General features: G+C 69.0%; 23 protein-coding genes. 7 read left to right on the top strand and 16 right to left on the bottom strand.

Going from position 1 to position 25,327, the window contains the following annotated elements; translation table 11 throughout:
- Positions 1 to 2: 2 nt before the first annotated feature.
- Entirely contained in the window at positions 3 to 788 is a 786-nt protein-coding gene (locus NVU01S_RS24625; RefSeq protein WP_043676699.1) for a 2-keto-4-pentenoate hydratase, read from the bottom strand.
- Position 789: 1 nt separating this feature from the next.
- Positions 790 to 2,415, bottom strand: coding sequence for an FAD-binding protein (locus NVU01S_RS24620; RefSeq protein ID WP_043676773.1), 1,626 nt, complete (start codon positions 2,413 to 2,415; stop codon positions 790 to 792).
- 107 nt (positions 2,416 to 2,522) lie between these two features.
- On the opposite strand from NVU01S_RS24620, the gene kstD reads away from it, so the two are divergent.
- Together kstD and chsH3 are read left to right on the top strand one after the other, a co-directional pair.
- Positions 2,523 to 4,232: a 3-oxosteroid 1-dehydrogenase gene (gene kstD, locus NVU01S_RS24615; RefSeq protein ID WP_043676697.1), complete on the top strand. Its 1,710-nt coding sequence runs from the start codon at positions 2,523 to 2,525 to the stop codon at positions 4,230 to 4,232.
- Between the two features lie 29 nt (positions 4,233 to 4,261).
- The gene (chsH3, locus tag NVU01S_RS24610; protein WP_043676694.1) at positions 4,262 to 5,125 is read left to right on the top strand and encodes an enoyl-CoA hydratase ChsH3; all 864 of its coding nucleotides are present in this window, start codon (positions 4,262 to 4,264) and stop codon (positions 5,123 to 5,125) included.
- A gap of 39 nt (positions 5,126 to 5,164) precedes the next feature.
- Here chsH3 and NVU01S_RS24605 read toward each other — a convergent pair whose 3' ends face one another.
- The 6 genes from NVU01S_RS24605 to zapE form a co-directional block, all read right to left on the bottom strand.
- Positions 5,165 to 5,611, bottom strand: a complete 447-nt coding sequence (locus NVU01S_RS24605; RefSeq protein ID WP_043676693.1) for a hypothetical protein — start codon at positions 5,609 to 5,611, stop codon at positions 5,165 to 5,167.
- Complete coding sequence (locus NVU01S_RS24600; protein WP_043676691.1) at positions 5,608 to 6,882, bottom strand: DUF58 domain-containing protein; 1,275 nt, start codon at positions 6,880 to 6,882, stop codon at positions 5,608 to 5,610. The genes NVU01S_RS24605 and NVU01S_RS24600 overlap by 4 nt, the downstream gene beginning before the upstream one ends.
- Complete coding sequence (locus NVU01S_RS24595) at positions 6,879 to 7,841, bottom strand: AAA family ATPase (RefSeq protein WP_043676689.1); 963 nt, start codon at positions 7,839 to 7,841, stop codon at positions 6,879 to 6,881. Before NVU01S_RS24595 ends, NVU01S_RS24600 begins: the two co-directional genes overlap by 4 nt.
- 29 nt (positions 7,842 to 7,870) lie before the next feature.
- The gene (locus NVU01S_RS24590) at positions 7,871 to 8,359 is read right to left on the bottom strand and encodes a hypothetical protein (RefSeq protein ID WP_014981341.1); all 489 of its coding nucleotides are present in this window, start codon (positions 8,357 to 8,359) and stop codon (positions 7,871 to 7,873) included.
- 25 nt (positions 8,360 to 8,384) lie between these two features.
- Positions 8,385 to 9,296: a DUF4129 domain-containing protein gene (locus NVU01S_RS24585; protein ID WP_043676687.1), complete on the bottom strand. Its 912-nt coding sequence runs from the start codon at positions 9,294 to 9,296 to the stop codon at positions 8,385 to 8,387.
- Between the two features lie 179 nt (positions 9,297 to 9,475).
- Positions 9,476 to 10,462, bottom strand: a complete 987-nt coding sequence (gene zapE / locus NVU01S_RS24580; protein ID WP_043676771.1) for a cell division protein ZapE — start codon at positions 10,460 to 10,462, stop codon at positions 9,476 to 9,478.
- 79 nt (positions 10,463 to 10,541) lie between these two features.
- On the opposite strand from zapE, the gene NVU01S_RS24575 reads away from it, so the two are divergent.
- Positions 10,542 to 11,138 (top strand): TetR/AcrR family transcriptional regulator, encoded by a 597-nt coding sequence (locus tag NVU01S_RS24575; RefSeq protein ID WP_043676685.1) that lies wholly within the window; start codon positions 10,542 to 10,544, stop codon positions 11,136 to 11,138.
- A 16-nt stretch (positions 11,139 to 11,154) separates the two neighbouring features.
- On the opposite strand, the gene NVU01S_RS24570 is transcribed toward NVU01S_RS24575, so the two are convergent.
- Both NVU01S_RS24570 and NVU01S_RS24565 read right to left on the bottom strand, forming a co-directional pair.
- On the bottom strand, positions 11,155 to 11,703 hold the full coding sequence (locus NVU01S_RS24570; RefSeq protein WP_244467394.1) for an NUDIX hydrolase: 549 nt from the start codon (positions 11,701 to 11,703) through the stop codon (positions 11,155 to 11,157).
- Positions 11,700 to 12,281 carry a TetR/AcrR family transcriptional regulator gene (locus NVU01S_RS24565; RefSeq protein WP_043676683.1) on the bottom strand — a complete coding sequence of 194 codons (582 nt, stop codon included), beginning with the start codon at positions 12,279 to 12,281 and terminating at the stop codon, positions 11,700 to 11,702. The genes NVU01S_RS24570 and NVU01S_RS24565 overlap by 4 nt, the downstream gene beginning before the upstream one ends.
- Before the next feature lie 94 nt (positions 12,282 to 12,375).
- Here NVU01S_RS24565 and NVU01S_RS24560 point away from each other — a divergent pair, with 94 nt between their 5' ends.
- A complete protein-coding gene (locus NVU01S_RS24560) occupies positions 12,376 to 13,524 on the top strand; it encodes an agmatine deiminase family protein (protein WP_043676681.1) in 1,149 nt (382 codons plus the stop codon).
- Between the two features lie 6 nt (positions 13,525 to 13,530).
- On the opposite strand, the gene NVU01S_RS24555 is transcribed toward NVU01S_RS24560, so the two are convergent.
- From NVU01S_RS24555 to NVU01S_RS24530, 6 genes are read right to left on the bottom strand one after another with little or no spacing between them, the layout of a single operon-like run.
- The gene (locus NVU01S_RS24555; RefSeq protein ID WP_043676679.1) at positions 13,531 to 14,709 is read right to left on the bottom strand and encodes a lipid-transfer protein; all 1,179 of its coding nucleotides are present in this window, start codon (positions 14,707 to 14,709) and stop codon (positions 13,531 to 13,533) included.
- Positions 14,709 to 15,125: a MaoC family dehydratase gene (locus tag NVU01S_RS24550; RefSeq protein WP_043676677.1), complete on the bottom strand. Its 417-nt coding sequence runs from the start codon at positions 15,123 to 15,125 to the stop codon at positions 14,709 to 14,711. Before NVU01S_RS24550 ends, NVU01S_RS24555 begins: the two co-directional genes overlap by 1 nt.
- A complete protein-coding gene (locus tag NVU01S_RS24545) occupies positions 15,122 to 16,060 on the bottom strand; it encodes a bifunctional MaoC family dehydratase N-terminal/OB-fold nucleic acid binding domain-containing protein (protein WP_052280998.1) in 939 nt (312 codons plus the stop codon). Before NVU01S_RS24545 ends, NVU01S_RS24550 begins: the two co-directional genes overlap by 4 nt.
- Positions 16,061 to 16,093: 33 nt before the next feature.
- A complete protein-coding gene (locus NVU01S_RS24540) occupies positions 16,094 to 17,263 on the bottom strand; it encodes an acyl-CoA dehydrogenase family protein (protein ID WP_043676675.1) in 1,170 nt (389 codons plus the stop codon).
- Positions 17,248 to 18,312, bottom strand: coding sequence for an acyl-CoA dehydrogenase family protein (locus NVU01S_RS24535; RefSeq protein ID WP_043676673.1), 1,065 nt, complete (start codon positions 18,310 to 18,312; stop codon positions 17,248 to 17,250). The genes NVU01S_RS24540 and NVU01S_RS24535 overlap by 16 nt, the downstream gene beginning before the upstream one ends.
- 24 nt (positions 18,313 to 18,336) lie before the next feature.
- A complete protein-coding gene (locus NVU01S_RS24530) occupies positions 18,337 to 20,490 on the bottom strand; it encodes an acyl-CoA dehydrogenase family protein (RefSeq protein ID WP_043676671.1) in 2,154 nt (717 codons plus the stop codon).
- Positions 20,491 to 20,635: 145 nt separating this feature from the next.
- On the opposite strand from NVU01S_RS24530, the gene kstR reads away from it, so the two are divergent.
- The 3 genes from kstR to NVU01S_RS24515 all read left to right on the top strand — a co-directional run bounded on the left by kstR (position 20,636) and on the right by NVU01S_RS24515 (position 25,318).
- Positions 20,636 to 21,271 carry a cholesterol catabolism transcriptional regulator KstR gene (gene kstR / locus NVU01S_RS24525; protein ID WP_014981327.1) on the top strand — a complete coding sequence of 212 codons (636 nt, stop codon included), beginning with the start codon at positions 20,636 to 20,638 and terminating at the stop codon, positions 21,269 to 21,271.
- A 416-nt stretch (positions 21,272 to 21,687) separates the two neighbouring features.
- Positions 21,688 to 24,258: a trehalose-phosphatase gene (gene otsB / locus NVU01S_RS24520; RefSeq protein ID WP_043676669.1), complete on the top strand. Its 2,571-nt coding sequence runs from the start codon at positions 21,688 to 21,690 to the stop codon at positions 24,256 to 24,258.
- 178 nt (positions 24,259 to 24,436) lie between these two features.
- The gene (locus NVU01S_RS24515) at positions 24,437 to 25,318 is read left to right on the top strand and encodes a metal ABC transporter solute-binding protein, Zn/Mn family (protein WP_043676667.1); all 882 of its coding nucleotides are present in this window, start codon (positions 24,437 to 24,439) and stop codon (positions 25,316 to 25,318) included.
- Positions 25,319 to 25,327: the final 9 nt, after the last annotated feature.

Raw genomic sequence — 25,327 nt, 5'->3', positions numbered from 1 at the left:
TCCTAAATGAATTGCAAACGGACAGAACCGAGCCCGGCGAACTCGGCATGGAATGCGTCGCCCGGCCGGGCGTCGATGGCGCGGGTGCAGGAGCCGGGCAGCACGATGTCGCCCGCTTTCAGCCGCACCCCGAAGCTCGCCACCTTGCGCGCCAGCCAGGCCACGGCGATCACCGGATCGCCGAGCACGGCATCGCTGCGTCCCTCGGCCACCGTCTCGCCGTTGCGGGTGAGCACCGCGTCGATGGACTTGATGTCGATGTCCTTCGGGGCCACGCGTTCCGGACCGAGCACGTATCCCGCGGACGACGCGTTGTCGGAGATGGTGTCCATCAACCCGATGTTCCAGTCCTTGATCCGCGAATCGATCAGTTCGATGGCGGGGGCGAAAGCGACTGTCGCGGCAAGCACGTCGGCCTCGGTGCAGTCCGCGCCGGGCAGGTCGGCGCCGAGCACGAAACCGACCTCGACCTCGACCCGCGGGAACAGATAGCGCCCCGCCTCGACGGGAACGTCTTCGTAGACTTCCATTTCCGCGAGCAGGTGACCGTAGTCGGGTTCGTCGACGCCCATCATCCGCTGCATGGCCTCGGACGAGAGGCCGACCTTGTGGCCGACCACCCGGGCGCCCGTGTCGAGCCGGCGCCGGATGTTGATCAGCTGGATCTCGTAGGCATCGACCACGTCGATATCCGGGTACCGGCTGACCAGCGGGTCGATCGGCACCCGGTCGCGTTCGGCGCGCTCGAGTTCGTCGGCGAGTTCGGTTCGTACCGCGTCGGACAGCACGCTAGTTTCCTTCCGCTGTTGCTTGATCGGACGCCGGGACGTGCACGCCTGCGGCGGACCGGCCGGCCCGTCGTCCGGAGAAAATGCAGTCGGCCAGCGACAATCCGCTGACGTAGGACTCCGAGCAGATGCCGACCGCGGTCCGCCCGGCCGCGTAGAGACCCGGAATATCCATTCCGGCAGTCGATTTGACCGCGCCGGTGTGCTCGTCCACGACGACGCCGCCGAGGGTGAGCATCGGGCACGGATTGGTCAGGCTCGGTTTGATGCCCACATCCAACAACCAGTACGGCCCGGTGCGGACCGGTTCGGTGAATTCGGCGGGCTTGCCGACCGGATCGGGGGTGCCGAGTTCGATCGCGGCATTGTGCGCGGCCACCGTGGCGCGCAGGCCCGCCGGGTCGATGCCCGCTTTCGCGGCAACGGCTTCCAGCGTCGCACCGCGAATCGCGCTGCGCCGCATCGCCTCGAACTGCCCGCGCTGGAACCAGGCGCCCTGCTTGCCGATCTGGGCGATCGCGGTCCGCATCAGCGCGTCGTCAGCGAGCAGCCAGCCCTTGCCGTCATGGTCGGCGATCAGCGCCTGTCCCACCGCGGCGCCGTACCTCGTCTCGTCGATCACCCGGCGACCGGCCGCGTCGACCAGCAGCGCGCCGGTGAATGCGCTGGGCGGCAGCAGGAATCGCCACGCGGACACATTGCCCATCCGATCGGTGGCCGCGCCCGCCTGCTGGGCGAGCAGGATGCCGCTGCCGTCGTCACCGGTGGTGCCGAGCGCGAGCCCGCCGCGATACGCGGGCGCGTATTCGCGCACCATCGCCCGGTTCGCGATGAACCCGCCGGCGCTGAGCACCACACCGCGCCGGGCGAGCACGCGAATCGTGCTGCCGTACCGGCGATCCAGCCGGGTCAGCTGCCGTTCCAGCGCGGCTCGCAGCGGCGGGTAGTAGATGCCGGGCTTGGCGGCGACCTTGGCCATCCGGGTGTACCGTTCGCGCACCCGTCCGGGTGCGTCGCGCAGCGTGCGGCATTCCACGCCGAGCACCGTGCCCGCGTCATCGATGATCAGTCGCGTTGCCTGCGTCAGGGTTTCGACCCGGACGCCGAGCCGCGACGCCGCCGCCGAGAGGGGTCCCGTCAGCTGCTTGCCGGAGGTACCCTTGCCCTTGACTCGATGCCCGCGCTGCGCCGCCGGGATATCCCGGAACGCACCGGAGATCTCACTGCCCGAGTAGTACAGGTAGTAGCTGTCGTTCGGGTAGGACGTCTTGTACGGGCACAGCGACGCCTCGAACGGAACGCCATGCCCGCGCAACCACTCGATCATCGCCGGGCTCTCCGTCACGAAACGGCGCAGGGTCTGCGGGGTCACCGCGGCGCCGACCTCGCGCTCCAGATACGCGAGCATCGCCTCCGGCGTATCGGTGACACCGGCCTCCCGCTGCACCGACGTTCCGCCGCCGGCGTAGATGATGCCGCCGGACAATGCCGAGGCGCCACCGCCCGCGAAACGTTCCAGCGCCAGCACCTGCGCACCGTCGGCGGCCGCTTCCAGCGCGGCCGCGGCGCCTGCCGCGCCGAAGCCGACCACCACCACGTCGGCAACCAGGTCCCAATCGAACCCCATGTACTTCACTCCGGCCTTAAAACTGAAACGAGTTTCCTCGACATATCGGACGCCGAGTGGGTCTTCTGCCACATAAATATAGACCAACGGCAGCCACACTCTATAACGTGTTCTACATGATTGATCGGGAATACGACGTGGTCGTGGTCGGCAGTGGCGCCGCGGGGATGACCGCCGCCCTGACCGCCGCCCACCACGGGCTGAGCGTGGTGCTCATCGAGAAGGCCGCGCACTACGGCGGGTCGACCGCCCGCTCCGGCGGTGGCGTCTGGATCCCCGGCAACAAGGCGCTGCTCGCGTCCGGCCGGCCCGACGACCGCGAGGTGGCCCGCAACTACCTGCACAGCATCATCGGAAACGTGGTGCCGAAAGAGCGGATCGATACCTATATCGATCGCGGTGCGGAAGCCTTCGACTTCGTCCTCGACCACACCCCGCTGAAGATGAAGTGGGTGCCGGGCTACTCCGACTACTACCCCGAGGCGCCGGGCGGGCTCGGCGAGGGTCGCTCCTGCGAGCCCGCGCCGTTCAATGCCAAGGTGCTCGGCGCGGAATTGGCCAATCTGGAACCGCCGTACGCCAAGGCGCCGCTGAACGTGGTCGTCATGCAGGCCGACTTCGTCCGGCTGAACCTGATCCGCAGGCACCCGAAGGGCATGATGCGCGCCATGCGGGTCGGCGCACGCACCTACTGGGCCAAGTTCACCGGAAAGCACATCCTCGGCATGGGGCAGGCAATCATCGCCGCCATGCGCAAAGGCCTGCTCGACGCGCAGGTGCCGGTGCTGCTGAACACCCCGCTGACGGGGCTCGTGGTCCGCGACGGCGTGGTCACCGGCGTCGAGGCCGAACACGAGGGCAAGCCGGTCACCATCGGTGCGCGCTACGGCGTGGTGCTCGGCACCGGTGGCTTCGAGCACAACGCCGAACTGCGCACCAAGTATCAGCGGCAGCCGATCACCACGGAATGGACCACCGGCGCGGCCGCCAATACCGGCGACGGCATCCTCGCGGGGATGGCCGCGGGCGGCGATGTCGGTTTCATGGAGGACGCCTGGTGGGGGCCGACCATCTTCAAGGGCGGGCGGCCGTGGTTCGCGCTGGCCGAACGGAACCTGCCGGGCACCATCATGGTCAACAGTGCGGGCAAGCGCTTCGGCAACGAGTCCGCGCCGTATGTCGAGGCCGTGCACACCATGTACGGCGGCGAGTACGGCCAGGGCGACGGGCCGGGCGCGAACATTCCGGCCTGGCTGGTCTTCGACCAGCGCTACCGCAATCGCTACATCTTCGCCGGATTGCAACCCGGCCAGCGGTTTCCGTCCCGCTGGATGGAGAACGACAACATCGTCAAGGCGGACACGATCGAAGAGCTGGCCACCAAGATCGGTGTTCCCGCAACCGATCTCGCGGCGACCGTCACCCGGTTCAACACCTTCGCCGAGACCGGCAAGGACGCCGATTTCGGTCGCGGCGACAGCCACTACGACCGCTACTACGGCGATCCGACGGTGAAGCCGAATCCGTGCCTCGCCGCCCTGGTGCAGGGCCCGTTCTACGCCGCCAAGATCGTGCCGGGCGACCTGGGCACCAAGGGCGGACTGGTCGCCGACACCGCCGGCCGGGTGCTGCGCGAGGACGGGACCGCGATCGCCGGACTGTATGCCTCGGGCAACTCCTCGACCCCGGTGATGGGCCACACCTATGCCGGGCCCGGCGCGACCATCGGCCCCGCCATCACCTACGGCTACCTGGCCGTGCTCGATATCGTGCGGAACAAGTCCGAGCAGCCCGCGCAGACCGGCGCCGAGGCGTAATCCGTGTCGCTGATCCACGAGGAGAACTGATGCCCATCGATCCGAAAATCGCTCTCGGAGCCGAACTTCCGAGCCGCGAGTTCGCCTGGACCCCGTCCGATGTGCAGCTGTACCAGCTGGGCCTCGGCGCGGGTACGCGATGGACCGATCCGGCCGAGCTGCCCTACCTGGACGACCGCGCACCCCAGGTGCTGCCGACCTTCGCGACCGTCGCGCCGACCCTGCACGAGACCGAACCGCCGCGGGTCAGCTTTCCCGGCATCGACATCGATCTGGCGAAGGTGGTGCACGGCCACCAGGAGGTGGAACTGCACCGCCCCATCCCCGCCGCGGGCAAGGCCACCAGCAAGGGGCGGATCACCGAACTCTGGGACAAGGGTTCGGCCGCGGTGGTGGTGCAGGAGCAGTTGGTGATCGGCTCCGACGGCGAGCCGCTGTGGACCGCACGCTCGTCGATCTTCGCCAAGGGCGAAGGGGGGTTCGGCGGCGAACGCGGACCCAGCACGAAGACCGAACTGCCCGAGACGGCACCGGATTTCGAGGTGACCGCGCCGACCTTGCCGCAGCAGGCGCTGCTCTACCGGATGTGCGGTGACCGCAACCCGCTGCACTCCGATCCCGAATTCGCCCGGGCCGCCGGATTCCCCGCGCCGATCCTGCACGGCCTGTGCACCTACGGCATCGTCTGCAAGACGGCCACCGACACCGTGCTCGGCGCGGCGGCCGAGCGCGTCACCGGATTCCGGGCCCGCTTCGCCGGTGTGCTCTACCCGGGTGAGACGATCCGCACCCGGATCTGGCGGCAGGACAACGAATTGGTCATCGCCGCAACGGTTGTCGAACGCGACGACGCACCCGTGCTCAGCGATGTGCGGCTGCGCTTCCGCGGCTGAGTGGCTCCGATGCCCGCGTCCGGTCTCCGGGTGCGGGCATCAGGACGTGCGCGGCTGGGTGCGCGCCCGGCGGATCGCCGCGCCCTGCACGATCATGGCGTAGAGCAGGATCACCAGCACCGGGGCGGCGAGCGGGGCCCACGGCACCCGGATCGGCACCAGTGCCGCGCCGACGGCCACGGCGGCGAAGCCGACCGCACCCGCCACCGAGGGCACCGTGGTCGGCACCACACCGTGCGGCGCGGTGACCGTCGCGGCGTTCAACAGGTAGGCGGTGGCCACCAGACCCATTGCCGCCGCGGCGAGTACGCCGGGGTCGGCGACCACGAGCACGCCGACGGCCACCAGCACGGCGGCCACGGCGAACGGGCGGAACCACCAGCCGAGCGCGACCAACGCGAGCGTCGGCCCGGCGGTCCACGGTTCCAGCAGCGCCACCGAGGTGACCAGCAGGACGCCGGACAGCACGGCGAGGAATCGGGTCATCGGCGCACTCGCACGGTACGGCGGTGCTCCGGGAGCACCCGCATGATCTGATCGAGCCGGGTGTCGGCCGGCCAGGCCACGATATCGACGCCGACGGTGCCCATGTCGCGGTACATCGAGGCCCGCTCCAACTGCCACATCTTGGCCAGCGTGGGGTCGAGGTCGTCGCGAAAAGGCGTGCCGCGCAGGACATCCACGACCACCACCACGTGCCCGCGCTTGCGCAGGTCGATCAGCGCGAGCGCGAACTGGGTGTCCAGCAGCGTGGAGAAGGCGACCACGATGGCGCCCAGCGGCACGGCCGCGTGCGGCGCCAGCGTGCCGGTGGTCGGGATGTGTTCCTCGCCGACACCGAGCACGGTGTCCACGACCCGATAGAACTGCCTGCGCCCGATATCGGGCCGCAGCCAGCGCGGCGCCTGCCCGAGGCACACCACGGCGGTGCGATCGCCGGCCTGCAGGGTCGACTGCACCACCTGCGCCGCACCCCGGACCGACAGTTCGAGCGAATCCGTCGCCGGACCCGGCGCCTGCTGCGAGGTGTCCACCAGCACAACGACATCCGCGGAACGGTTGGTCAGTCGCTCGGTGACGTAGAGCCGGCCGCGCCGGGCGCTCACCGGCCAGTTCACGATGCGCAACTGATCACCGGGCGCGTACGCCCGGATGTCGGCGTACTCGACGCCGGGGCCGAATCGACGGGTCAGATGGGTGCCGAGGCGCTCGGGAAGTTCGGTGCGCGGCAACCGCATCCGCTGCGGATCGGTGATCGGGTAGACGAACAGCTGCCCGGCGGGCAGCACCGCGGTGGCCACCGCGAGACCGGCCGGGCTCAGCGCGGACACCCGTACGGACACCGGGTAGCGGCCCCAGCGGTCCGCGGACAGGGCCAGCCGCAGCCCGGCGGGCGCGGCGCCGGAATCGCTGGACTGTTCGACCTCGATGCCGAGTGCGTCGGTCTGCGCCGGTGTCAGACGCAGCAGCGCGTGTCCCTGCTCGACGAAGGCGGCGACGGTCAGCACCACCTCCTCGGATTCGAAGCAGCGCAGCGTGCCGCCGCCGTCCACCTGGATCCTGGTGCTCGACTGCTGCCACGGCGCGGTGGCGAGCACCCCGAGCAGCGGCGCCGCGAAAACGACCAGCTGCCAGCGGCCGAGCACCACCGCGAGCACCAGCGCCGCGGCGGCGCACACCGCGAGCATGAAGACCAGCGGTGCCGGGCGCCACCGCAATTCGGCCTCGACCGCGGTGCTGGCGTCGCGATGTCTCATGTCACGGTCGCGCGGGGAACCGGGAGGCGACGTAACAGCTCGGTGATCACGTCCTCGCCCCGGATGCGGCGCACCCACATCTCCGGCCGCAACGTGATCCGATGTGCCATCGCCGGAATCGCCAGTGCCTTCACGTCTTCCGGGATCACGTAGTCGCGGCCGAGCAACAGCGCCCGGGCCCGCGACATCTGCACCAGATCGAGTTCCGCCCGCGGACTGGCCCCGACCTCGACCTGGGGATGGCCGCGAGTGGCGGCGGCCAGCGCCACCACGTAACTCACCACATCCGGGTGCACCGTGACGTATTCGACAGATTGCCGCATCTCCAGCAGCCCGTTCGCGTCCACCACCTGGCCGACCTGCGGCGTGGTCGCACCGCGCTCGAGCCTGCGCCGGATCATCTGCGTCTCGTCGTGTTCGGAGAGATAGCCGAGCCGCAACTGGATCGCGAAGCGGTCCAGCTGGGCCTCCGGCAACGGGTAGGTGCCCTCGTACTCGATCGGGTTGTCGGTCGCGAGCACGATGAAAGGCTGTGGCAGCGGGAAGGTTTCGCCATCGATGCTGACCTGCCCCTCGGCCATCGACTCCAGCAGCGCGGCTTGGGTTTTCGGCGGCGTGCGGTTGATCTCATCGGCGAGCAGCACATTGGTGAACACCGGGCCGCGCCGGAAGGTGAAGCGGCCGGAGGTCATGTCGTAGATCGTGGAACCGAGCAGGTCCGCGGGGAGCAGGTCCGGGGTGAACTGCACCCGGGTGAACTGCAGGCCGAGCGCGGCGGCGAACGATCTGGCGATCAGCGTCTTACCCAGGCCGGGTAGATCTTCGATCAGCACGTGACCACCGGCCAGCACCGCGATCAGGATCAGCTGCATCTCGTCCCGTTTACCCACCACCACCCGGGAGATCTCTCTGAGCACGGCGTCGCTGCGCTGGACCGTGACATCCATCGGCATTGTCATCTGTATACCCGCACTTGCCTCAACCCATTTCACATTCTCTGCAGGCGGCTCAGGATCTCGTCCAGTGCCGCCCGGCCCGGTGCCCTTGTGGTCTGATCACGCAATGCCGAGTTGGCCGGGTCCACCCAGCGCCACAGCTCGGGTCCGAACAGGTGGATCCCGGCGGCCTCGGTGGCGCGGCGGTTCTTCGCCACCCGCTGCCCGCTGGACAGCTCGAATTCCTTGGCCAGCAACGGCCGCAGGTGCCGGTCCCAGTCCGCGCGGGTGCCCTCGGCACGATCGGCGAGCATCTGCGCCCTGGCATGCCAGCGGCGCAGCATCTCGGCGGGACCGTTCTCGATCTCGTCGATCTCGTCGAAGGTGCGTGGCTCGCCCCGGTCGAGCAGCGACCAGACCAGCCAGGCCAACGCGAGCGCGACCGGGATCGCGACGGCGAACAACATGATGCCGCGCGCCTTTTCGAAGGTCACCAGCTCGATCACGGCGATCACGACCGCGGCACCGAGGACAACGGCCATTCGATTCAAACTGCCTCCCGCTCTCTCATGCTGCCTCCCCTTGCAGATCCGCGAGGACGATCCGCAAAAGCTGCTCCGCCCGCATCCGCTGCCATTCGAGCATCGCGTGCGGGCTGAATCTGGCCTCCTCGAACAGGGCGACCAATTCCCGCGCCGAAGCGTCGTGCAGCGCACCGCGCTCGAACGCGCGGGCGAGCACCTCCATCGGGGTATCCGAAACCAGCGGTGCGGCAGCGCGATCGAAGGCGAGCCCGCGTTCCATCGCGACGTAGCAGGCGATGATCGCGGTCCGCGGATCCTGGCCCGGCACATTCATTGCGGCCAAACCCATTTCGGCGGCCCTGGCCAGCGAGTCCACCGCGGTGGGCGGCACGACGACCAGCGGCGGCGGCGCGGGCGCGGGCTGACGCCGGGACGCGAGGGTGACCACAACGAGCCCGGTCAGGGCGACGACGACCAGTGCGATCGCCGCGACGGCGGTGAGCAGGAACGCGGTGCCGGTCAGTTCCGCGGGCGTGGCGCCGGGGTCGGGTGCGCTGGTGGCGAATTCGTCCGGTGGTCGGCCGGGGTTCGCGGCATCGGCGGGGCTGGGTGGCGCGCTGTCCTCGCCGCCGACGCCCACGAAGAAGATCGCCGAGGCGGCCGAGACGAGCATGGCCAGCACGGCGAGACCGGCCAGCACGAACAGCCCGACCCGGCCGAGACCGCCGCGCGGCCGGTCGTTGTCGCGGTCGGGTTCCGGCATGGCCAGCGGCAGCCGATGCTGGCTCGCTATCACGCCCGCGAGCAGAATGACCATGGACACGGTGAGCAGCACCGGCATCAGAGCCACCGACAGCGCCGACGGCGCCGATTGGTCGCGGGATTCGGCCACCCCTGGGATGTATCCCCGTAACGCGAACGCGGCAAACGCCAGCAGCGTGATCAGAACGATCACGCGCAATATCGGCGATCGCGCCCCGGCCACTGATTACCACCAAACCTGAGTACTGCACAAAACAGCCACATAGTTACATGCCGAGCGGTCCGCTCGGGATGGAATCGAATACTTCGGAATTGATCCTCTTTATCAATGAATCCCGCTGCTCAGGGGCAGGTCGCCGGTTCATTGCACAACTATCCGACGGGAGAAGCTACCAATTGGGAAAGTTCACAAAGTCGGCTGGCGAGCCGGGAAATATCGGGGATGTCGTGTACACCGTCTACCAACTCCGGCAAAGGCGCCCGCGCAGCGATTCCGAGCTCCCGATCCGCGTCGTAGAGCACATCGACCACATTGACGAAACGCATCGCCCAGTCCGCCGGCACCTCGGACAAACGGGGCACAGCCACGATGGTCCAGCGCCGAAAGCGTTGCGCCAGTGCGACATAGTCGGCGGCAGCGGTGGGAGTGCCGCAGAGCGCGGCGAATTCGATCTCCAGGCAGTCGCCGTCGGCCTTTCTGGCCACGATGGTCCGCGCGCCGATCGGCACCGCGACCGACGCCACCGGCGCGGGTCGCGCGACGGCGGACTCGACCAGGTACCGTCCCGCCGCGAAACCGGAACGGCAGCTCGCGGATCCGCGGCCGCCTTGGGTGCGGTAATCCAGCGGACCGTCCAGCGATACCACGTCCAGGTGCGCGGTGATGCGGGCGATCGTCGGCAGGAACCGTTCGTGGAACAACGGATTGGGCAGTAGCTGCACGGGCGGATAGTTCGAGGTGACCACCAGCACGACGTGGCGGGCGAACAGCGCGTCGAGCAGGCGCGCGATGAGCATCGCGTCGCCGATATCGTGCACGTGGAATTCGTCGAAACACACCAGCCGGGCGTCGCCGAGCAGCGCGGCGACCGCCTTGTCGATCGATCCGGACGCGTGCGCCGCCGCGTGCAACTGGGCGAAGAACTGATGAAAGTGGAAGCGGCGCTTACGCTCCGAGCGCACCCCGGCGAAGAAGCGATCCATCACCATCGTCTTGCCGCGCCCCGGCCTGCCGTGCAGATAGATCCCCCGATGCCGCCGCACCGGCCGCCCGCGCCGGTCCACCAGCTCCGCCAGGCGTTGCGCCGCCCGCGCCTGATCCGCGTCGAGCACGACGGCCGCAGCTTCGATAGCCGACATGAGAACCCCGATCTCCAGGATAAAGTCCGATCCTCTACAGTTGTAGAGGATCGGCTTCGACCAGACCAGAAAGGTGATCATGTCCACACCGGACCGGCGCACACTGATCATCGATGCCGCCATCGATCTGATTGCCACCCAGGGCATTCGAGCGCTCACTCACCGCGCGCTCGATACCGCACTGACCTTGCCCGCGGGGTCGAGCTCGTATTACTACCGGACGAAACGCGCACTCATCGAAGCGATCGTGGCGCGGATCACGACCCGATCCCGGGCGGACTTCACCGCCGCACAGTTCGCACCACCCGGATCGCCGGTGCCCGAGTCCGTCGCGGCCGCCATCGCCGCCTGGCTCGACCGTCTACTCGTCGAACGCCGCCATCACCTGATCGTCCGGCACGCCCTGATTCTCGAGCTGCTGCCGGATGCCGACCTGCGCCCACGATTGGCTCGCAGTCTCTTTTCCGTCGAGCACGCGCGAGACCTGTTCGACGCCATGGGCGTGGCCGACCCCGAGACCGCGGCCGCCGACTTCATCGCCGTGCTCGAGGGCGCGGTTTTCGACCGATTCGCGGGCACGCGCGCCGATCTCACGCCCGGAACCGCCCATAGCGTCGGCCAACTGACCGAGCTGCTGTCGGCCTTCTTCCGTGGCGTCGGTGCCGAGCAACGCTGAGCGTGACCGCAGTGCTTCACGTTTCGTCGAAAGCCGCCGAGCGGGGGTGATCCGGCGCGGCGACCGGGTCGAACTCGATCGCAGCGCCGGACTCCGACAGGCCGAGCTGAGCCGGAAGGTTCGTCGTCTCGGCCTTCCACCCGCGCTCACTGTAGGTGGCACCGGTGGTCAGGGCACTGATGCCCGCGGTGGGATAGGCGATGATGTCGGCGGGGAGGGCGTCGAGGGGGAACCAGCGCAGTTCGTAGCACTTGTCCGGCTCGCGGTTGACCGGCTCACCGCGCCAGGTCCGGACCTCGAAGAAGAGACCGAGTCGTGGCTCGTGACCGCTGCCGATGACATGCGCGGTGTGGACGTGGCGCAGGTCGGCAGGGTCGATGTGGACGCCGATCTCCTCGTTCGCCTCGCGGACCGCCGCGGCGGTCGCCGACTCGCCCACCTCGACCTTGCCCGCCGGGAGATGCCAGCGGCCGTCGAATTCGTCGGTGCCGCGCCGCTTGCTGAGCAGCAATCGCCCCTCCCGGATGAGCAGGACGTGCGCGTCGACGAGATGCCGGGTGCTCACGCGACCCCGACCCGGCCGAGTTCGAGAGCAACGGCGCCGCAGACCAATTCGCGGGCGCGCGCGAGCTCGAGCGAACCGCTCAGCCAGCGCATGCTGAGCCCCTCGACCAGCGCGGTGAGCCGTTCGGCCACATCGCCGGGGACCACCTCGGCATCGACGAGACCGCGCTCCTGGGCCGTGCCGATCACCTCGCTCAGGTAGCCGTTCCAGCGCGCCGTGGCCTCGCGCACCTGAGCGCGGAGTTCGGGCTGGAAGATGGCGGCGGAGCAGTATTCGCCCCACGCGATGCTGTTCTCCACCACGACGGGCAGATCCTGCAATTCCAGCAGCAGCACCTGCTCGAGGTGGCCCACCGGGTCGGCGTCGGCGTCGATCTCGGCATCGGTGTAGCGCTCGGCGCGGGTGCTGATGAAGTCCAGGGTCTGCGCGAGCAGGCCCGCTCTGTCCTTGAAGTGGTAGTAGATCAGCGAGGTGGAGACGCCGGCCGCCTCGGCCAGCTCCTCCACCCGCAGGCCACGGATACCGCGCTGCGCGACCACGCGGGCGGCCGACTCCAAGATCGAATCACGACGAGACATGGGGTCAATGCTACAGTGCAATCCTGACTAAAATTTTAGTCAGGATTCTCGCCCAGAGATTCACCGACTATCGGAGCCCGTTATGGAGAACCCCATGTCTCGCCGTTCAGTGTTCAGCGTCCTCGCGGGGGCGGGCCTGCTCGCCGCGGGCCTGCTCGCCGCGGGCATGTCGGCGTGCGGCTCGTCGGAGCCGTCCGCGACCGCGACGCCGACGCCGACGCCCGCCGGTCCCGGTGGCCGCTTCGGCGCCGAATGGGAGAGCCACGCCCGCACCTACATGTCCTGGCCGGCGCAGGCCGCGATCTGGGGGAACTATCTCGGCGACGTGCGCAAGGACATCGCCGGGCTGGCCCGCGAGATCGCCGAGTACGAGTACGTGGTCATGCTGGCCAGGGCCGGCCAGGTGAAAGACGCGCAAAAGCAGTGCGGTAGCGGGGTCGAGGTGATCGCGCTCGAGGTCGATGACCTGTGGGCCCGCGACACCGTCCCGGTCTTCGTCGAACAGGCGGGCCGGACCGTCGGCGTCGACCTGCACTTCAACGGCTGGGGCAACAAACAGCCGCACCCCAACGACGGGCCGCTCGGCCGGAATCTGCTGTCGCGCTACCACATTCCCAGTTACTCGGCGCCGTTCGTCGCCGAGGGCGGCGCGTTGGAGACCGACGGTCAGGGCACGCTACTGGTCACCGAGAGTTCGATCGTCAACGACAACCGCAACCCGGGCAAGAGCCGCGACCAGCTCGAAGCGGAGCTGAAGCAGACCCTCGGCATCGAGAAGGTGATCTGGTTCGAGGGGGTGCGCGGCGAGGACATCACCGATGCGCACATCGACTGCCTGGTCCGCTACATCGCGCCGGGAGTCGTCCTGCTGGACAAGCCTTTCCCCGGCGCACCCGCCGATTCCTGGTCCCGCTCCAGCGATCAGGCCCGGCGCGTGCTGGCGGAGGCGACCGACGCGCGCGGGCGCAAGCTCGAGGTGATCGACCTGCCCCAGCCCGATCCCGACCGGATCACCGGCGAGGGCGAGGAATTCGTGTCCAGCTACGCGAATTTCTACATCGCCAACGGCGCGGTGTTCCTGCCCGAGTTCGGCGACCGGGCCGCCGACGATCGCGCGCAGGGCATCCTGCGCGATCACCTGCCGGGCCGCGACGTCGTCCCGGTGCCGATCGACGAGATCGCCGCGGGCGGCGGCGGCATCCACTGCTCCACCCACGATCAGCCCGGCAAGCCGGAGCACTGACGCGCATCAGTTGGCGCTGAGCACCAATCCCGACGTCGGCACGCCGGTACCGGCGGTGACCAGGATGTTCGTCAGGTCGTCCACCGGGTTCACCGAGGTACCGCGAATCTGGCGGACCGCCTCGGCGATACCGTTCATGCCGTGGATGTAGGCCTCACCGAGCTGGCCGCCGTGGGTGTTCAGCGGCAGCCTGCCGCCGACCTCGATGGCGCCGTCGGCGATGAAATCCTTGGCCTCGCCGCGACCGCAGAAGCCGAGCTCCTCCAACTGCATGAGCACGAACGGGGTGAAGTGGTCGTAGAGGATCGCGGCCTGCATGTCCTCGGGCCGCAAACCGCTCTGCGCCCAGAGCTGATCGCCGACCAGACCCATTTCCGGCAGGCCGTCCATGGCGTCGCGGTAGTAGCTCGTCATGACGTACTGGTCGGCGCCGGAACCCTGTGCGGCGGCGGCGATCACGGCGGGTCGCTGCGGTAGGTCGCGGGCGCGTTCGACGCTGGTCACCACGATCGCCACCCCGCCGTCGGACTCCTGACAGCAGTCGAGCAGGTGCAGCGGTTCGGCGATCCAGCGCGAATTCTGGTGGTCCGCCAGGGAAATCGGCTTGCCGTAGAAGAAGGCGGCCGGATTCACCGCGGCGTGCTTGCGGTCGGCCACCGCGACCCGGCCGAAATCCGCACTGGTGGCGCCGTATACGTGCATGTAGCGCCGGGCCACCATGGCCACCTGCGCGGCGGGCGTGCCCAGGCCCTGCGGATAGGACCAGCCGGCGTCGATGCCCGAGGAGGTCGGGGCGGTCGCCAGCGCGGTGGAGAACTGACCGAACCGGGAGACCGACCGCTCGTTGAAGGCGCGATAGGCCACCACCACATCGGCGATGCCGGTGGCCACCGCCATGGCCGCCTGCTGGATGGTGGCGCAGGCCGCGCCGCCGCCGTAACCGATGTGGCTGAAGAACTTCAGCTGCGGGATGCCCACCGCCCTGGCGACCGCGGCCTGGGTGTTGGTGTCCATGGTGAAAGTGGTCAGGCCGTCGACGTCACCCGGCGTGAGACCGGCGTCGGCCAGCGCGGCGTTGACCGCCTCGGCGGCCAGGCGCAGTTCGCTGCGTCCGGAGTCCTTGGAGAAATCGGTGGCGCCGATGCCGACGATGGCCGCGCGCCCGGCGATGCTCTGTTCGGTCATCAGGCCGTCCTCCGGTAGGCGATGACGACTTTCGCCGTCACGTGATCGCCGAGGCTGTCGCGGCCCACCACGTCGATATGGATGTCGTCGCCGTCGAGGGCGGTGACCGTGCCGGACAGGGTCAGCGTGTCCCCCGCGTACAGCGGCACCCCGAGGCGCAGCGAGATCGACTTCAGCACCGCGCGCGGTCCGGCCCAGTCGGTGACGAAACGCTGCACGATGCCGGTATCGGTGAGGATGTTGACGAAGATGTCCTTGGAACCGCGGGCGAGCGCCTTGTCCCTGTCGTGGTGGACATCCTGAAAGTCCCTGGTAGCCAAGGCGGTACTGATCACGAAGGTGGGATCGGCCTCGATCACCAGCTCGGGCAGCACGGTGCCGACCGCTACCGAGGTCGGTTCGGCGGTCGTCGTCATGCGATCACCTGCCAGACCGGCAGCGTGGTGTCCTCGTCGAGCCGCTCGAACTCGACCCGGACGGGCAATCCGACCTCGACCGCATCGGGTTCGATGCCGCGCAGTTCGCCGAGCATCCGCACTCCTTCCGCCAATTCGACCAGCGCCACCACGAACGGCAGTTGCCGCCCCGGCACTTTCGGCGCGTGGTGCACGACATAACTGAAAACGGTGCCCTCGCCCGAGGCGACCACGTAGTCGGTCTGCTCCGACTTGTCCTTCCACAGGGCCGGGATCGGCGGATGCCGCAGCGAACCGTCCGGCAGCTGCTGAATCCGCAATTCGCCCGCTTTCGTTCCCTCCCAGAAGAATTCGGTGTCCCAGGACACCAGCGGCTTGACCCGCTCGCCGGCCGGGGCCTGCGCCGCGGCACCGGTGCCCGGCGCGAATTTCAGCAGCCGGAACAGCATTTCGGCGACCAGCTCGTCACCGACGTGCCAGCTGGTCAGAAAGGTGACGAACCAGCCCTCGCCCAGTGCGGTGCGCTTGGGACCGCGGATCTCGGAGAGTCGGCTGGTCGCGCTCACCTGCTCGCCGACATTGAGGTACCGGTGGTAGGTCTGCTGGCAATCGGTGGCGACGACGGAGGTGAAACCGGCCGCGTCGAGCAGCTCGACCGCCTTGCCCATCGGATCGTCGGCGGGCCGGAATCCGTTGAGCCCGAACATCGTCCACACCTGCGCCATGGCCGGTGGGGCGACGATGCCGGGATGGCCCGCCGCCTTGGCGGCGGCCTCGTCCACATAGATCGGATTGGTGTCGCCGAGCGCCTCGACCCAGTTGTTGATCATCGGCTGGTTCACCGGGTCGCGCGCGAGGCGGCGCGCGCAGTCCCCCTCCGCCTTGATCCGTTCGGCTGCGGCGACTATCGCTTCCGGACTGGTGGTTTCCGGCACGCGCGGCTCCTTCTCGACTAGCTGTGGCTATGGCTATCTGGGTACTCGCGGCAGGTTCAACCCGGCGGTGGCGACCAACTCGCGCATCACCTCGTTGACGCCGCCGCCGAAGGTCACCACCAGGTTCTGCTTGGTCCGCCGGTCCAGCCAGGTGAGCAGCTCCGCGGTGCCCGTGTCGGCCGGATCGCCGTAGCGCCCGACGATTTCCTCGGCGAGCCGGCCGGCTTCCTGCAACGACTCGGTGGAAAAGACCTTGGTCGCCGAGGCGTCCGCAATCACGCCGTTCGGATCGGGGTCCGCGCTCGCCGAGGTCGCGGCCACCTGCCAGTTCAACAGCTCGTTCAACCGGACCATGGCGCGAATGCGGCCCAGCGAACGGCGCACCTCGGTCTCGCCGAGCACCCCGCGCGGCTGCGCCCAGGCCCGCACCCGGTCATAAAGCTGCTCGATCTTGCCGGACGGGCCGAGGCCGACCCGCTCGTGGTTGAGCTGCGTCGTGATCAACCGCCAGCCCTTGTTCTCCTCGCCCACCAGCATGTCGGCCGGCACCCGGACGTCGTCGAAGTAGGTGGCGTTGGTGTGGTGCGCGCCGTCGCAGGTGATGATGGGCGTCCACGAGTAGCCGGGATCGGTGGTGTCCGCGATCAGGATGGTGATGCCGCGGTGCCGCGACTCGACCGATCCGGTGCGGCAGGCCAGCCAGATGTAGTCGGCCTCGTGCGCGCCGGTGGTGAAGATCTTCTGCCCGTTGACGATCCAGTCGCCCGAGTCGTCGCGGACCGCGGCGGTGCGCAGCGAGGCCAGGTCGGTGCCCGCCTCGGGCTCGGAGTAGCCGATCGCGAAATGGATGTCGCCGGACAGGATTCCGGGCAGGAACTGACTCTTCTGCGCCTCGGTGCCGAACTGCTGCAGGGTCGGGCCCACGGTCAGCAGCGTGACCAGCGGCAGCGGCACATCCGCGCGCACCGCCTCGTTGTAGAAGATCTGCTGTTCGAGCGGGCCGAAACCCTGCCCGCCGTACTGCTTGGGCCAGCCGACGCCGAGCCAGCCGTCGCGGCCCATCCGGCGGACCACGGCGCGGTAGGCGTCGCCGTGCCGGTTCACCGACATTGCCGCCTCTTCCGCAGGGGTGACGAGATCGGCGAAGTAAGAACGCAATTCGTCGCGCAGCCGGCGTTGCTCGGTGGTCAGGTCGATGAACATCTGGCCCCCAATCGATCTAGTCGGAACGATGCGCCGCCGAGCCAGCGAGCGATGTCCTTGGCTTGTGAGTAGTAGCGATGCATCGGATGGGTGATGTCCACGCCGAGCCCGCCGTGCAGGTGATGACACTTCTGCATGGCGGCGGGCAGATCCGCGGCCACGCTGTAGGCGAGCACGTCGAGATCGTCGTCGATCCGCTCCTGATGCTCAGGGCTGGAATCATCCTGCGCCAAAGCCCAATTCGCCGAGACCGCGGCGACATGCAGGGTGCGCGAGACGACGTAGAGGTCGGCGATCTGCTGGGCGACGGCCTGGAATTCGGCCAGCGGGCGGCCGAATTGCCGCCGGGTGCGTAGATGTTCGGCGGTGAGCACGAGCGCGCCCTTCAGCAGCCCGTCCGCGACGGCGCCGATCGAGGCGACGGCGAACCGGTGCAGCTGCGCGAGGCCGCCGGGCAACAGCTGCTCCGCCGGGATCTCCACGCGATCGAGCCGCACGGTGCACTCCGGAATCCCGCCCGATGCCGGCGACGGCACCCGGATCACCCCCTTTGCCGCCGAATCGACAAGTGCGATACCGGAATTGGTCGGAATCAGCAGCCAGCGCGCCTGCTCCGCGTAGGGCACGGCGATCTTGTGACCGGTGATCCGCACCGCGCCGCCCTCGACGACCGCCGCCGTCTCCGGCTTGACCGCGAACGGCGCGGCGGGCTCACTGAGCGCCGCGGTGACCACCGCGCCCTGCGCCACCTCGGGAAACACCCGCTCGGCGAGCGCATCGGGCAGCAGGGTCAGCAGCGGCAGCACGCCGAAACCCAGCGTCGGCAGGGCGGGCACCGCGACCGCGTCGGTCGCCAGCTCGGTGAGCAGCACCGATACCTCGGGCAGGCCCATACCGTCGCCGCCGAAGCGCTCCGGCAGCGCCACCGAAAGCAGCCCGCTTTCGACCAGACTCGGCCACAACGCGATATCCCGGGCCGGTTCGCGCTCCAATAAACTCACGACGACCTCGGCCACCGCGTCCTGACCTTCGTCCCTGGTGAAGTCCACGCTTTACTCCAGTTGACTCGTCGACTAGCTGTCGGCGTCGCGAGGTAGCCCGAGGATCCGCTCACCGGCCACGGTCAGCAAGATCTGTTCGGTACCCCCTGCGATCGATAAACAGCGTGTGAGCAGGAATTCTTTTACCACCTCGGAGTCGTGCGCACCGGTGGGACCTGCCGTCTCGGCAGCGAATTCCGCGACCGCCTGCCGATGCCGGACACCGACGAGTTTGCGCACGCTGCTCTGTGCGCCGGGATCGCCGCCCGCGAGCATCGCGACGGCGGCCCGCTGCTCGAGCAGGAGCCCGGCGATCGCCTCGGCGACGAACCCGCCGAGCCGGTCGTTGGTCAGCTCCGCGCCGGGGCCGGTGGCCGGGAGTTTCGCGATCAATTCCTCGAGCGCAGGACCGATTCCGTTGCCGCCCATGGCGACCCGCTCGGTCGACAAAGTCGAGCGGGCGATCTTCCACCCGTTGTGCAGCGCGCCGACCAGTGCCTCGTCCGGCACGAAGACGTCGTCGAGGAACACCTCGGTGAACCGGGCTTCGCCGGTGATCTGCACCAGCGGGCGCACCTCGACCCCCGCGCTGTGCATGTCGACCAGGAAGTAGCTGATGCCGCGGTGTTTCGGGGCGTCGGGATCGGTGCGGGCCAGGCAGATGCCCCAATTGGCCTTGTCGCCCAGCGAAGTCCAGACCTTCTGACCACGCAGCACCCAGCCGCCGTCCACCTGTTTCGCGGTGGTGCGCAACGCGGCCAGATCGGATCCGGCCTCGGGCTCGCTGAACAGCTGGCACCAGACGACCTCGCCGCGCAGGGTCGGCCAGGCGAACCGTTCGATCTGCGCCGGGCTGCCGTGCTGGAGCAGCGTCGGCACCGCCCAGCCGCCGATCGCCAGATCCGGCGCGGCGAGCCCGGCCCGGCGCAGTTCTTCCGAGATCAGCAGGCCGGTCATCGGATCCGCGCCGCGGCCGAAGGGTTTCGGCCAGTGCGGCATGACCAATCCGGCCTCGACCATGGCCGCGCGTTGCCGGTCGGCGGGCAGCGCCGCGATCCGGGCCACCTCGGCGGCCAGTTCGCCGGCCCGATCGTCGTCGACGGTGGCCACGCCCTCGGCCGCGAAGATCCGGTCGGCCCCGGTGGTACGCCGGTGTCCGGCGCGGGTCAGCTCGGTCACCCGGGCGCGCCAGTGCGCCGAACCACCGAGCAGTTGCCGCAGCGCCACCGCGCGGCGCAGGTACAGATGCGCGTCATGCTCCCAGGTGAAGCCGATGCCGCCGAGCACCTGAATGCAATCCTTGGCGGTCTCGACGGCCGCGTCCAAGGCGATCGCCGCGGCGATCGCGGCCGCGATCGGCAGCTCCGCGCCGCCCTCGTCCACCGCGGCGGCGGCGTCGGCGGCCACCGCGCGGATCAGTTCGGTCCGGCAGAGCATCCAGGCGCAGATGTGCTTGACCGCCTGGAACGAGCCGATCTTGCGACCGAACTGCGCACGCACCTTGGCGTATTCGACCGCGGTGGTCAGGCACCAGCCGGCCAGCCCGGCCAGTTCGGCGGCGACCAGCACCACCAGCAGATCCTCGACCGCGTGGGCCGGGGCGAACACCGCTTCGGCGGGCACCCGCACATCGGCGCAGTGCACCCGCGCCAGCGGCGTGCTCAGATCGAGCGGCGCGAGCGGTTCCACGCGCAGGCCGTCGGCGTCCGGCGGCACCAGCACCCAGCGCCGCCCGCTCGGGGTCGAAACCGGAAGCAACACGGCGGTTTCCGGCGCCGCGCCGAGCACCGCGTCCCAGGAACCGGTGAGCGACATCGCGTCCGCGGCGGCGGGTACAGTGACCTGCGCGCCGACAAGGACGTCCAGCGCGACACCGCACGGTTGCCGCTCGTCGAGCCGTCCCGCGGTGATCAGATTGGCCAGCGCCGTACTCAGCACCGGCCCGCCGACCAGATCGTGCGCGGCCTGCTCGAGCAGCACGGCCAGGTCGGCCACCGAACCGCCGGCGCCGCCCGCGTCCTCGGCGACGGCGACCCGGAAGATGCCGAGGTCGGCGAGACCGGGCCAATACGCACGCCAGAAGGCGCTCGGATCGGTCCGCATTGTTGCAATCGGACGGGCCGATCCGGCCCATCCGCGCATCGACTCCTGGACGGCTTTATGCTCGTCAGTGGTGGCGATGGTCACACTCCGTACCGCCTTCCCGGCGTGACTCCCACACCTAGAACATGTTCTAATATCCTAGCTGTGCGGAAGTCAAGAGACGACCGCGGAGCCCGAACCGCCGCCCAGGCCAGTACCGAAATGACGTTTCCGGAAAGGACTCTTATCCATGGCCAGCCCCTCCCGATCGCAGCCGACCGACTCGAGTCCGGCGCCGGTCGCCACGCTGAGTGAGGACGAGCTGAGTTCGGCCGCGCAGCGGGAACGCCGCAAGCGGATTCTGGACGCGACGCTGGCGCTGGCCTCCAAGGGCGGATACGACGCGGTGCAGATGCGCGCGGTGGCCGAACGCGCCGATGTCGCAGTCGGGACGTTGTACCGGTATTTCCCCTCGAAAGTGCACCTGCTGGTGTCCGCGCTCTCGCGCGAATTCGAGCAGATCGAGAGCAAGCGCAAGCCGCTTGCCGGGCAGTCGCCGCAGGAGCGCATGCACCTGCTGCTCACCCAGATCACCCGGATGATGCAGCGCGACCCGCTGCTCACCGAGGCGATGACCCGCGCGTTCATGTTCGCCGACGCGTCCGCGGCCGCCGAGGTCGATCGGGTCGGCAAGGTGATGGACCGCCTGTTCGCCCGCGCCATGAACGACGGCGAACCCACCGACCGCCAGCTCGCCATCGCCAGGGTGATCAGCGACGTCTGGCTGTCGAACCTGGTGGCCTGGCTGACCCGGCGCGCCTCGGCGACCGACGTGACCGAGCGCCTCGAGCTCACCGTCGATCTTTTGCTCGGCGAGAACTCCTAGTTCCCCGCGCTGGGAAATTTCGGCGCTGCGCGCGGCCGTCCGACACCGGACAGCCCGCGCATATCCGGCAAAATTTCGGATGCTCCGCGCGCTCGTGTGGAAGATCACACTCGAAACCGAGTGTCCGCCGGAACTCCGCACCGGCGCTCGTCCGGCGCCGCTCGGCCGCGGGTTAGCGTGAGTTTTGCGGGAGCCGTGCCCGAGCCGTGGCGCGTCCGCGTGATCGCAGCGCATGCGTCGCGGTCATCGATCGCCGCCGTTCGGACCCGAATCCCGGCGGCGGCGAGCGAGATCGGCCCAGCGCGCGGAAAATCAGACACAACGCACGCATAGCGGCGGGCGTCGGTGCGGCGAATTCAACCCAGTATTGTTCTGCCCGCCCCTGAAAAAACTCCTCCGATCACTAGGTTGGATGCGTGAGCGCACAGGATTTGCCACTGGAACTTCGTCGTGCACTGTCGACGGTCGCGCGCGTGCCACGACTCTTGGTCGCCTCGGATTACGACGGGACGCTTGCGCCCATCGTGTCCGACCCGGCCAAGGCGTTTCCGCACCGGGAATCGGTGAGCGCGTTACGCGCGCTCGCCGGGCTCACCGGTACGACCGCGGCGGTCATCTCCGGCCGTGCACTGCGCGACCTCGCGGCGCTCTCGCGCCTGCCGGTCGAAGTGCAGCTGATCGGTAGCCACGGCTCGGAATTCGACGTGGGCTTCGTGCACGCGATCGACAACGACGCCAAACACTTACTGCAAGAGGTGCAGACGGCGCTGACCCAGGTCGCCGCCGAGAACCCGGGCGTGACGGTCGAGATCAAACCGGCCAGCGTCGCACTGCACGTGCGCAACGCGAGCCCGGAGATCGGGCACCGCGCGCTGACCCAGGTCAGACAGGGCCCCGCCTGCTGGTTCGGCGTGCAGGTGACCGAGGGCAAGGCCGTCATCGAGCTGGCCGTGGTGCAGACCGACAAGGGCACCGCCCTCGACACCATCCGCCACCAGCACGGTGCGTCCGCCGCGGTGTTCCTCGGGGACGACGTGACCGACGAGAAGGCCTTCCGCGTCCTGTCCGGCCCCGACCTCGGCATCAAGGTCGGGGAGGGCGAGAGCCTGGCCAAGTACCGCGTCGAGAGCACCGAGGACGTGTCGTGCGCGCTGGCCTTCCTGCTCGAGGAGCGGCGTACCTGGCTGGCCGGCGCGAGCGCACCCCGGATCGAGCGGCTGACCATGCTGGCCAGCCCGCGTTCGGTGGCGCTGCTGACCCCCGACGCCACGGTCACCTGGTTCTGTCACCCCGAACCGGACTCGGCCGCGGTGTTCGCGCATCTGCTCGGCGGTCCGCAGGCCGGTCACTTCACCATCGAGCCGGAACGCGCGGGCCTGCCGCTCTCGCAGCGCTATATCGACAGCACCATGACCGTCGAAACCCGCTGGGCGAGTTTGCAAGTGGTCGACTACCTGCCGCACGACGTGGCGCCGACCCGGACCGACCTGACCCGGGTGATCACCGGCGACGCGCGCGCGGTGGTGACCTTCGCGCCGCGGCCGGAATTCGGCCAGGTGCCGGTGACCATCGAGGCGGACGCGAACGGGCTGCGGGTGCTCGGCACCAACGATCCGATGGTGCTGCGCTCCCCCGGCCTGGAATGGCAGATCGTCAGCGACGGCACGCACGACTCCGCGCGCGCCGTGGTCGATCCGTCGCAGGGCCCGATCGTGCTCGAGATGCGCTGTGGCACCTCCGATCTCGGCCCCGCGCAGACCGCGGAGCTGGAACGCAGGCGCATTGCGGAGGGCTACTGGTCGCAGTGGGCGGGCACGCTGGATCTGCCCTCGCTCAAGCCGGATCTGATGAAGCGCTCGGCACTGACCCTGCGCGGGCTCGTGCACGCGCCGTCGGGCTCCATCCTGGCCGCCGCGACCACCTCGCTGCCGGAAGACATCGGCGGCGTGCGTAACTGGGACTACCGCTACTGCTGGCTGCGTGACGCCTCGCTGACCGCGCAGGCGCTGGTCTCGCTCGGCTCGCTCGGCGAGGCCGAGGAGTTCCTCGACTGGGTGCACCGCGTGCTGGAGACGCTGCCCGGCCCCGAGCGGCTGCACCCGCTGTACACGCTGTACGGCGAGACGCTGCCGCCCGAAGCCGTGATCGACCAGCTGCCCGGCTACGCGGGCTCGCGCCCGGTGCGGGTCGGCAACGCGGCCAACATGCAGGTGCAGTTGGACGTGTTCGGCCCGATCGTCGATCTCATCGCGAGCCTGGCGCACGCGCGCGAGCTCAAGGGCATCACCGACCCGGCCCGGGCGCTGCCCGACGCGGACTGGGAACTGGTGCGCGCCATGGTTTCCGCGGTGCAGCGGCGCTGGCAGGAACCCGACCACGGCATCTGGGAGATCCGCGGCAACCCGCGCCATCACGTGTACTCGAAGGTGATGGGCTGGATGACCATCGATCGCGCGCTGACGCTGGCCCAGAAGTTCGGCCGCGAGGTCGATCCGGCCTGGGCGGTGCTGCGCGAAACCATCGCCGACGAGGTGAAGACCAAGGGCTGGAACGACGAGGTCCAGTCGTTCACCGCCGCCTACGACGGCACCGACCTGGACGCGGCCACCCTGCACATCGGGTTGAGCGGACTGATCGATCCGTCCGATCCGCGCTTCGCCGCGACCGTGGTCGCGACCGAGGCCGAACTGCGCAGCGGCTCGACGGTGTACCGGTACCACCACGACGACGGCCTGCCCGGCGGCGAGGGCGGCTTCCACCTCTGCGCGGCCTGGCTGGTCGAGGCCTACCTGCTGATCGGCAAGCGCTCGGACGCCGAGGCGCTGTTCGCCCAGCTGGTCGACGTGGCCGGACCGACCGGACTGCTCAGCGAGGAATACGATCCGGTTGCCGAGCGTTCGCTCGGTAATCACCCGCAGGCCTACAGCCACCTCGGCCTGCTGCGGTGTGCGCAGCTGCTCGGGCAACCGGTGGAGGCCCTCGTTTAGCTGGTCCTTCGTGGTTTTTCCGGGCCCGTCGGCCGCCGTCCGCGCACGGCAGTCGGCGGGCCCGGCTCGTGTCGGCGACGCGCAGTTGCTAAAGTGAAACAGAAACCATTTCCATTAAGCTGCGCTGTATCACCCGCTCGAGTGCGTCACCAGCTGTTATGCGTTCCAGGAGTGCCGCGTGAAGACCCGACTCGCCCGCAGACTCGCAGGTATCGCCGTCGGAGTGGCCACCGCGGTCACGCTCACCGCCTGCGGCAGCACCGAGGATTCCGGCATACCGTCGGTGATCGCGTCCACCAACGCCTGGGGCAATATCGCCGCCGCGATCGCCGGACCGGACGCGAAGGTCGAATCGCTGATCAGCGACCCGACCGCGGACCCGCACTCGCACGAGACCTCCGCGGTGGAATCGGCGAAACTCAGCGACGCCGACCTGATCGTCTACAACGGCGGCGGCTACGACGAATTCGCGGAGAAGGCCGTCGCGGGCAAGAGCAAGCGCGTGGTGGACGCCTTCGCCCTGCGCGCCGACCAGCGCGACGAGAACGAGCACGTCTTCTACGACCTGAAGACCGTCGGGCTGGTGGCCGACAAGATCGCGACCGAACTGGGCGCGCTGGATCCGGCCCACGCGCCGGGGTACACCGAGCGGGCCACCGCCTTCAAGGACCGGCTGGGCGCGATCGTCGCGATCGCCGCCAAGGTCGCCACCGAACACCCGAAAACGCCTGTGCTGCAGACCGAACCGCTCGCGCACTACCTGCTGCTGACCGCAGGCGCCGAGGACCGGACGCCGCACGAGTTCCAGGAGGCGATCGAGCAGGAGACCGACCCCGCGCCCGCCGCGGTGGCCGCCACCCGGGAACTGTTGACCGGCAAGCAGGTTCGCGCACTGGTCTACAACGTGCAGACCCAGGACAAGATCACCAAGGAGCTGCGCTCGATCGCCCAGTCCGCGGGCATTCCCGTCGTCGAGGTGACCGAAACCCTGCCGGACGGAGTGGATTACATTCAGTGGCAGACCAAGAACGCCGAAGCGCTCGCCGCGGCGCTGCGTTGACCACCACCG

The sequence above is a fragment of the Nocardia vulneris genome (assembly GCF_001613425.1).
Taxonomy (GTDB): Bacteria; Actinomycetota; Actinomycetes; order Mycobacteriales; family Mycobacteriaceae; genus Nocardia; species Nocardia vulneris.
Note: the sequence above shows the minus strand (reverse complement) of the source record. Positions and strands in the feature narration are given on the sequence as shown.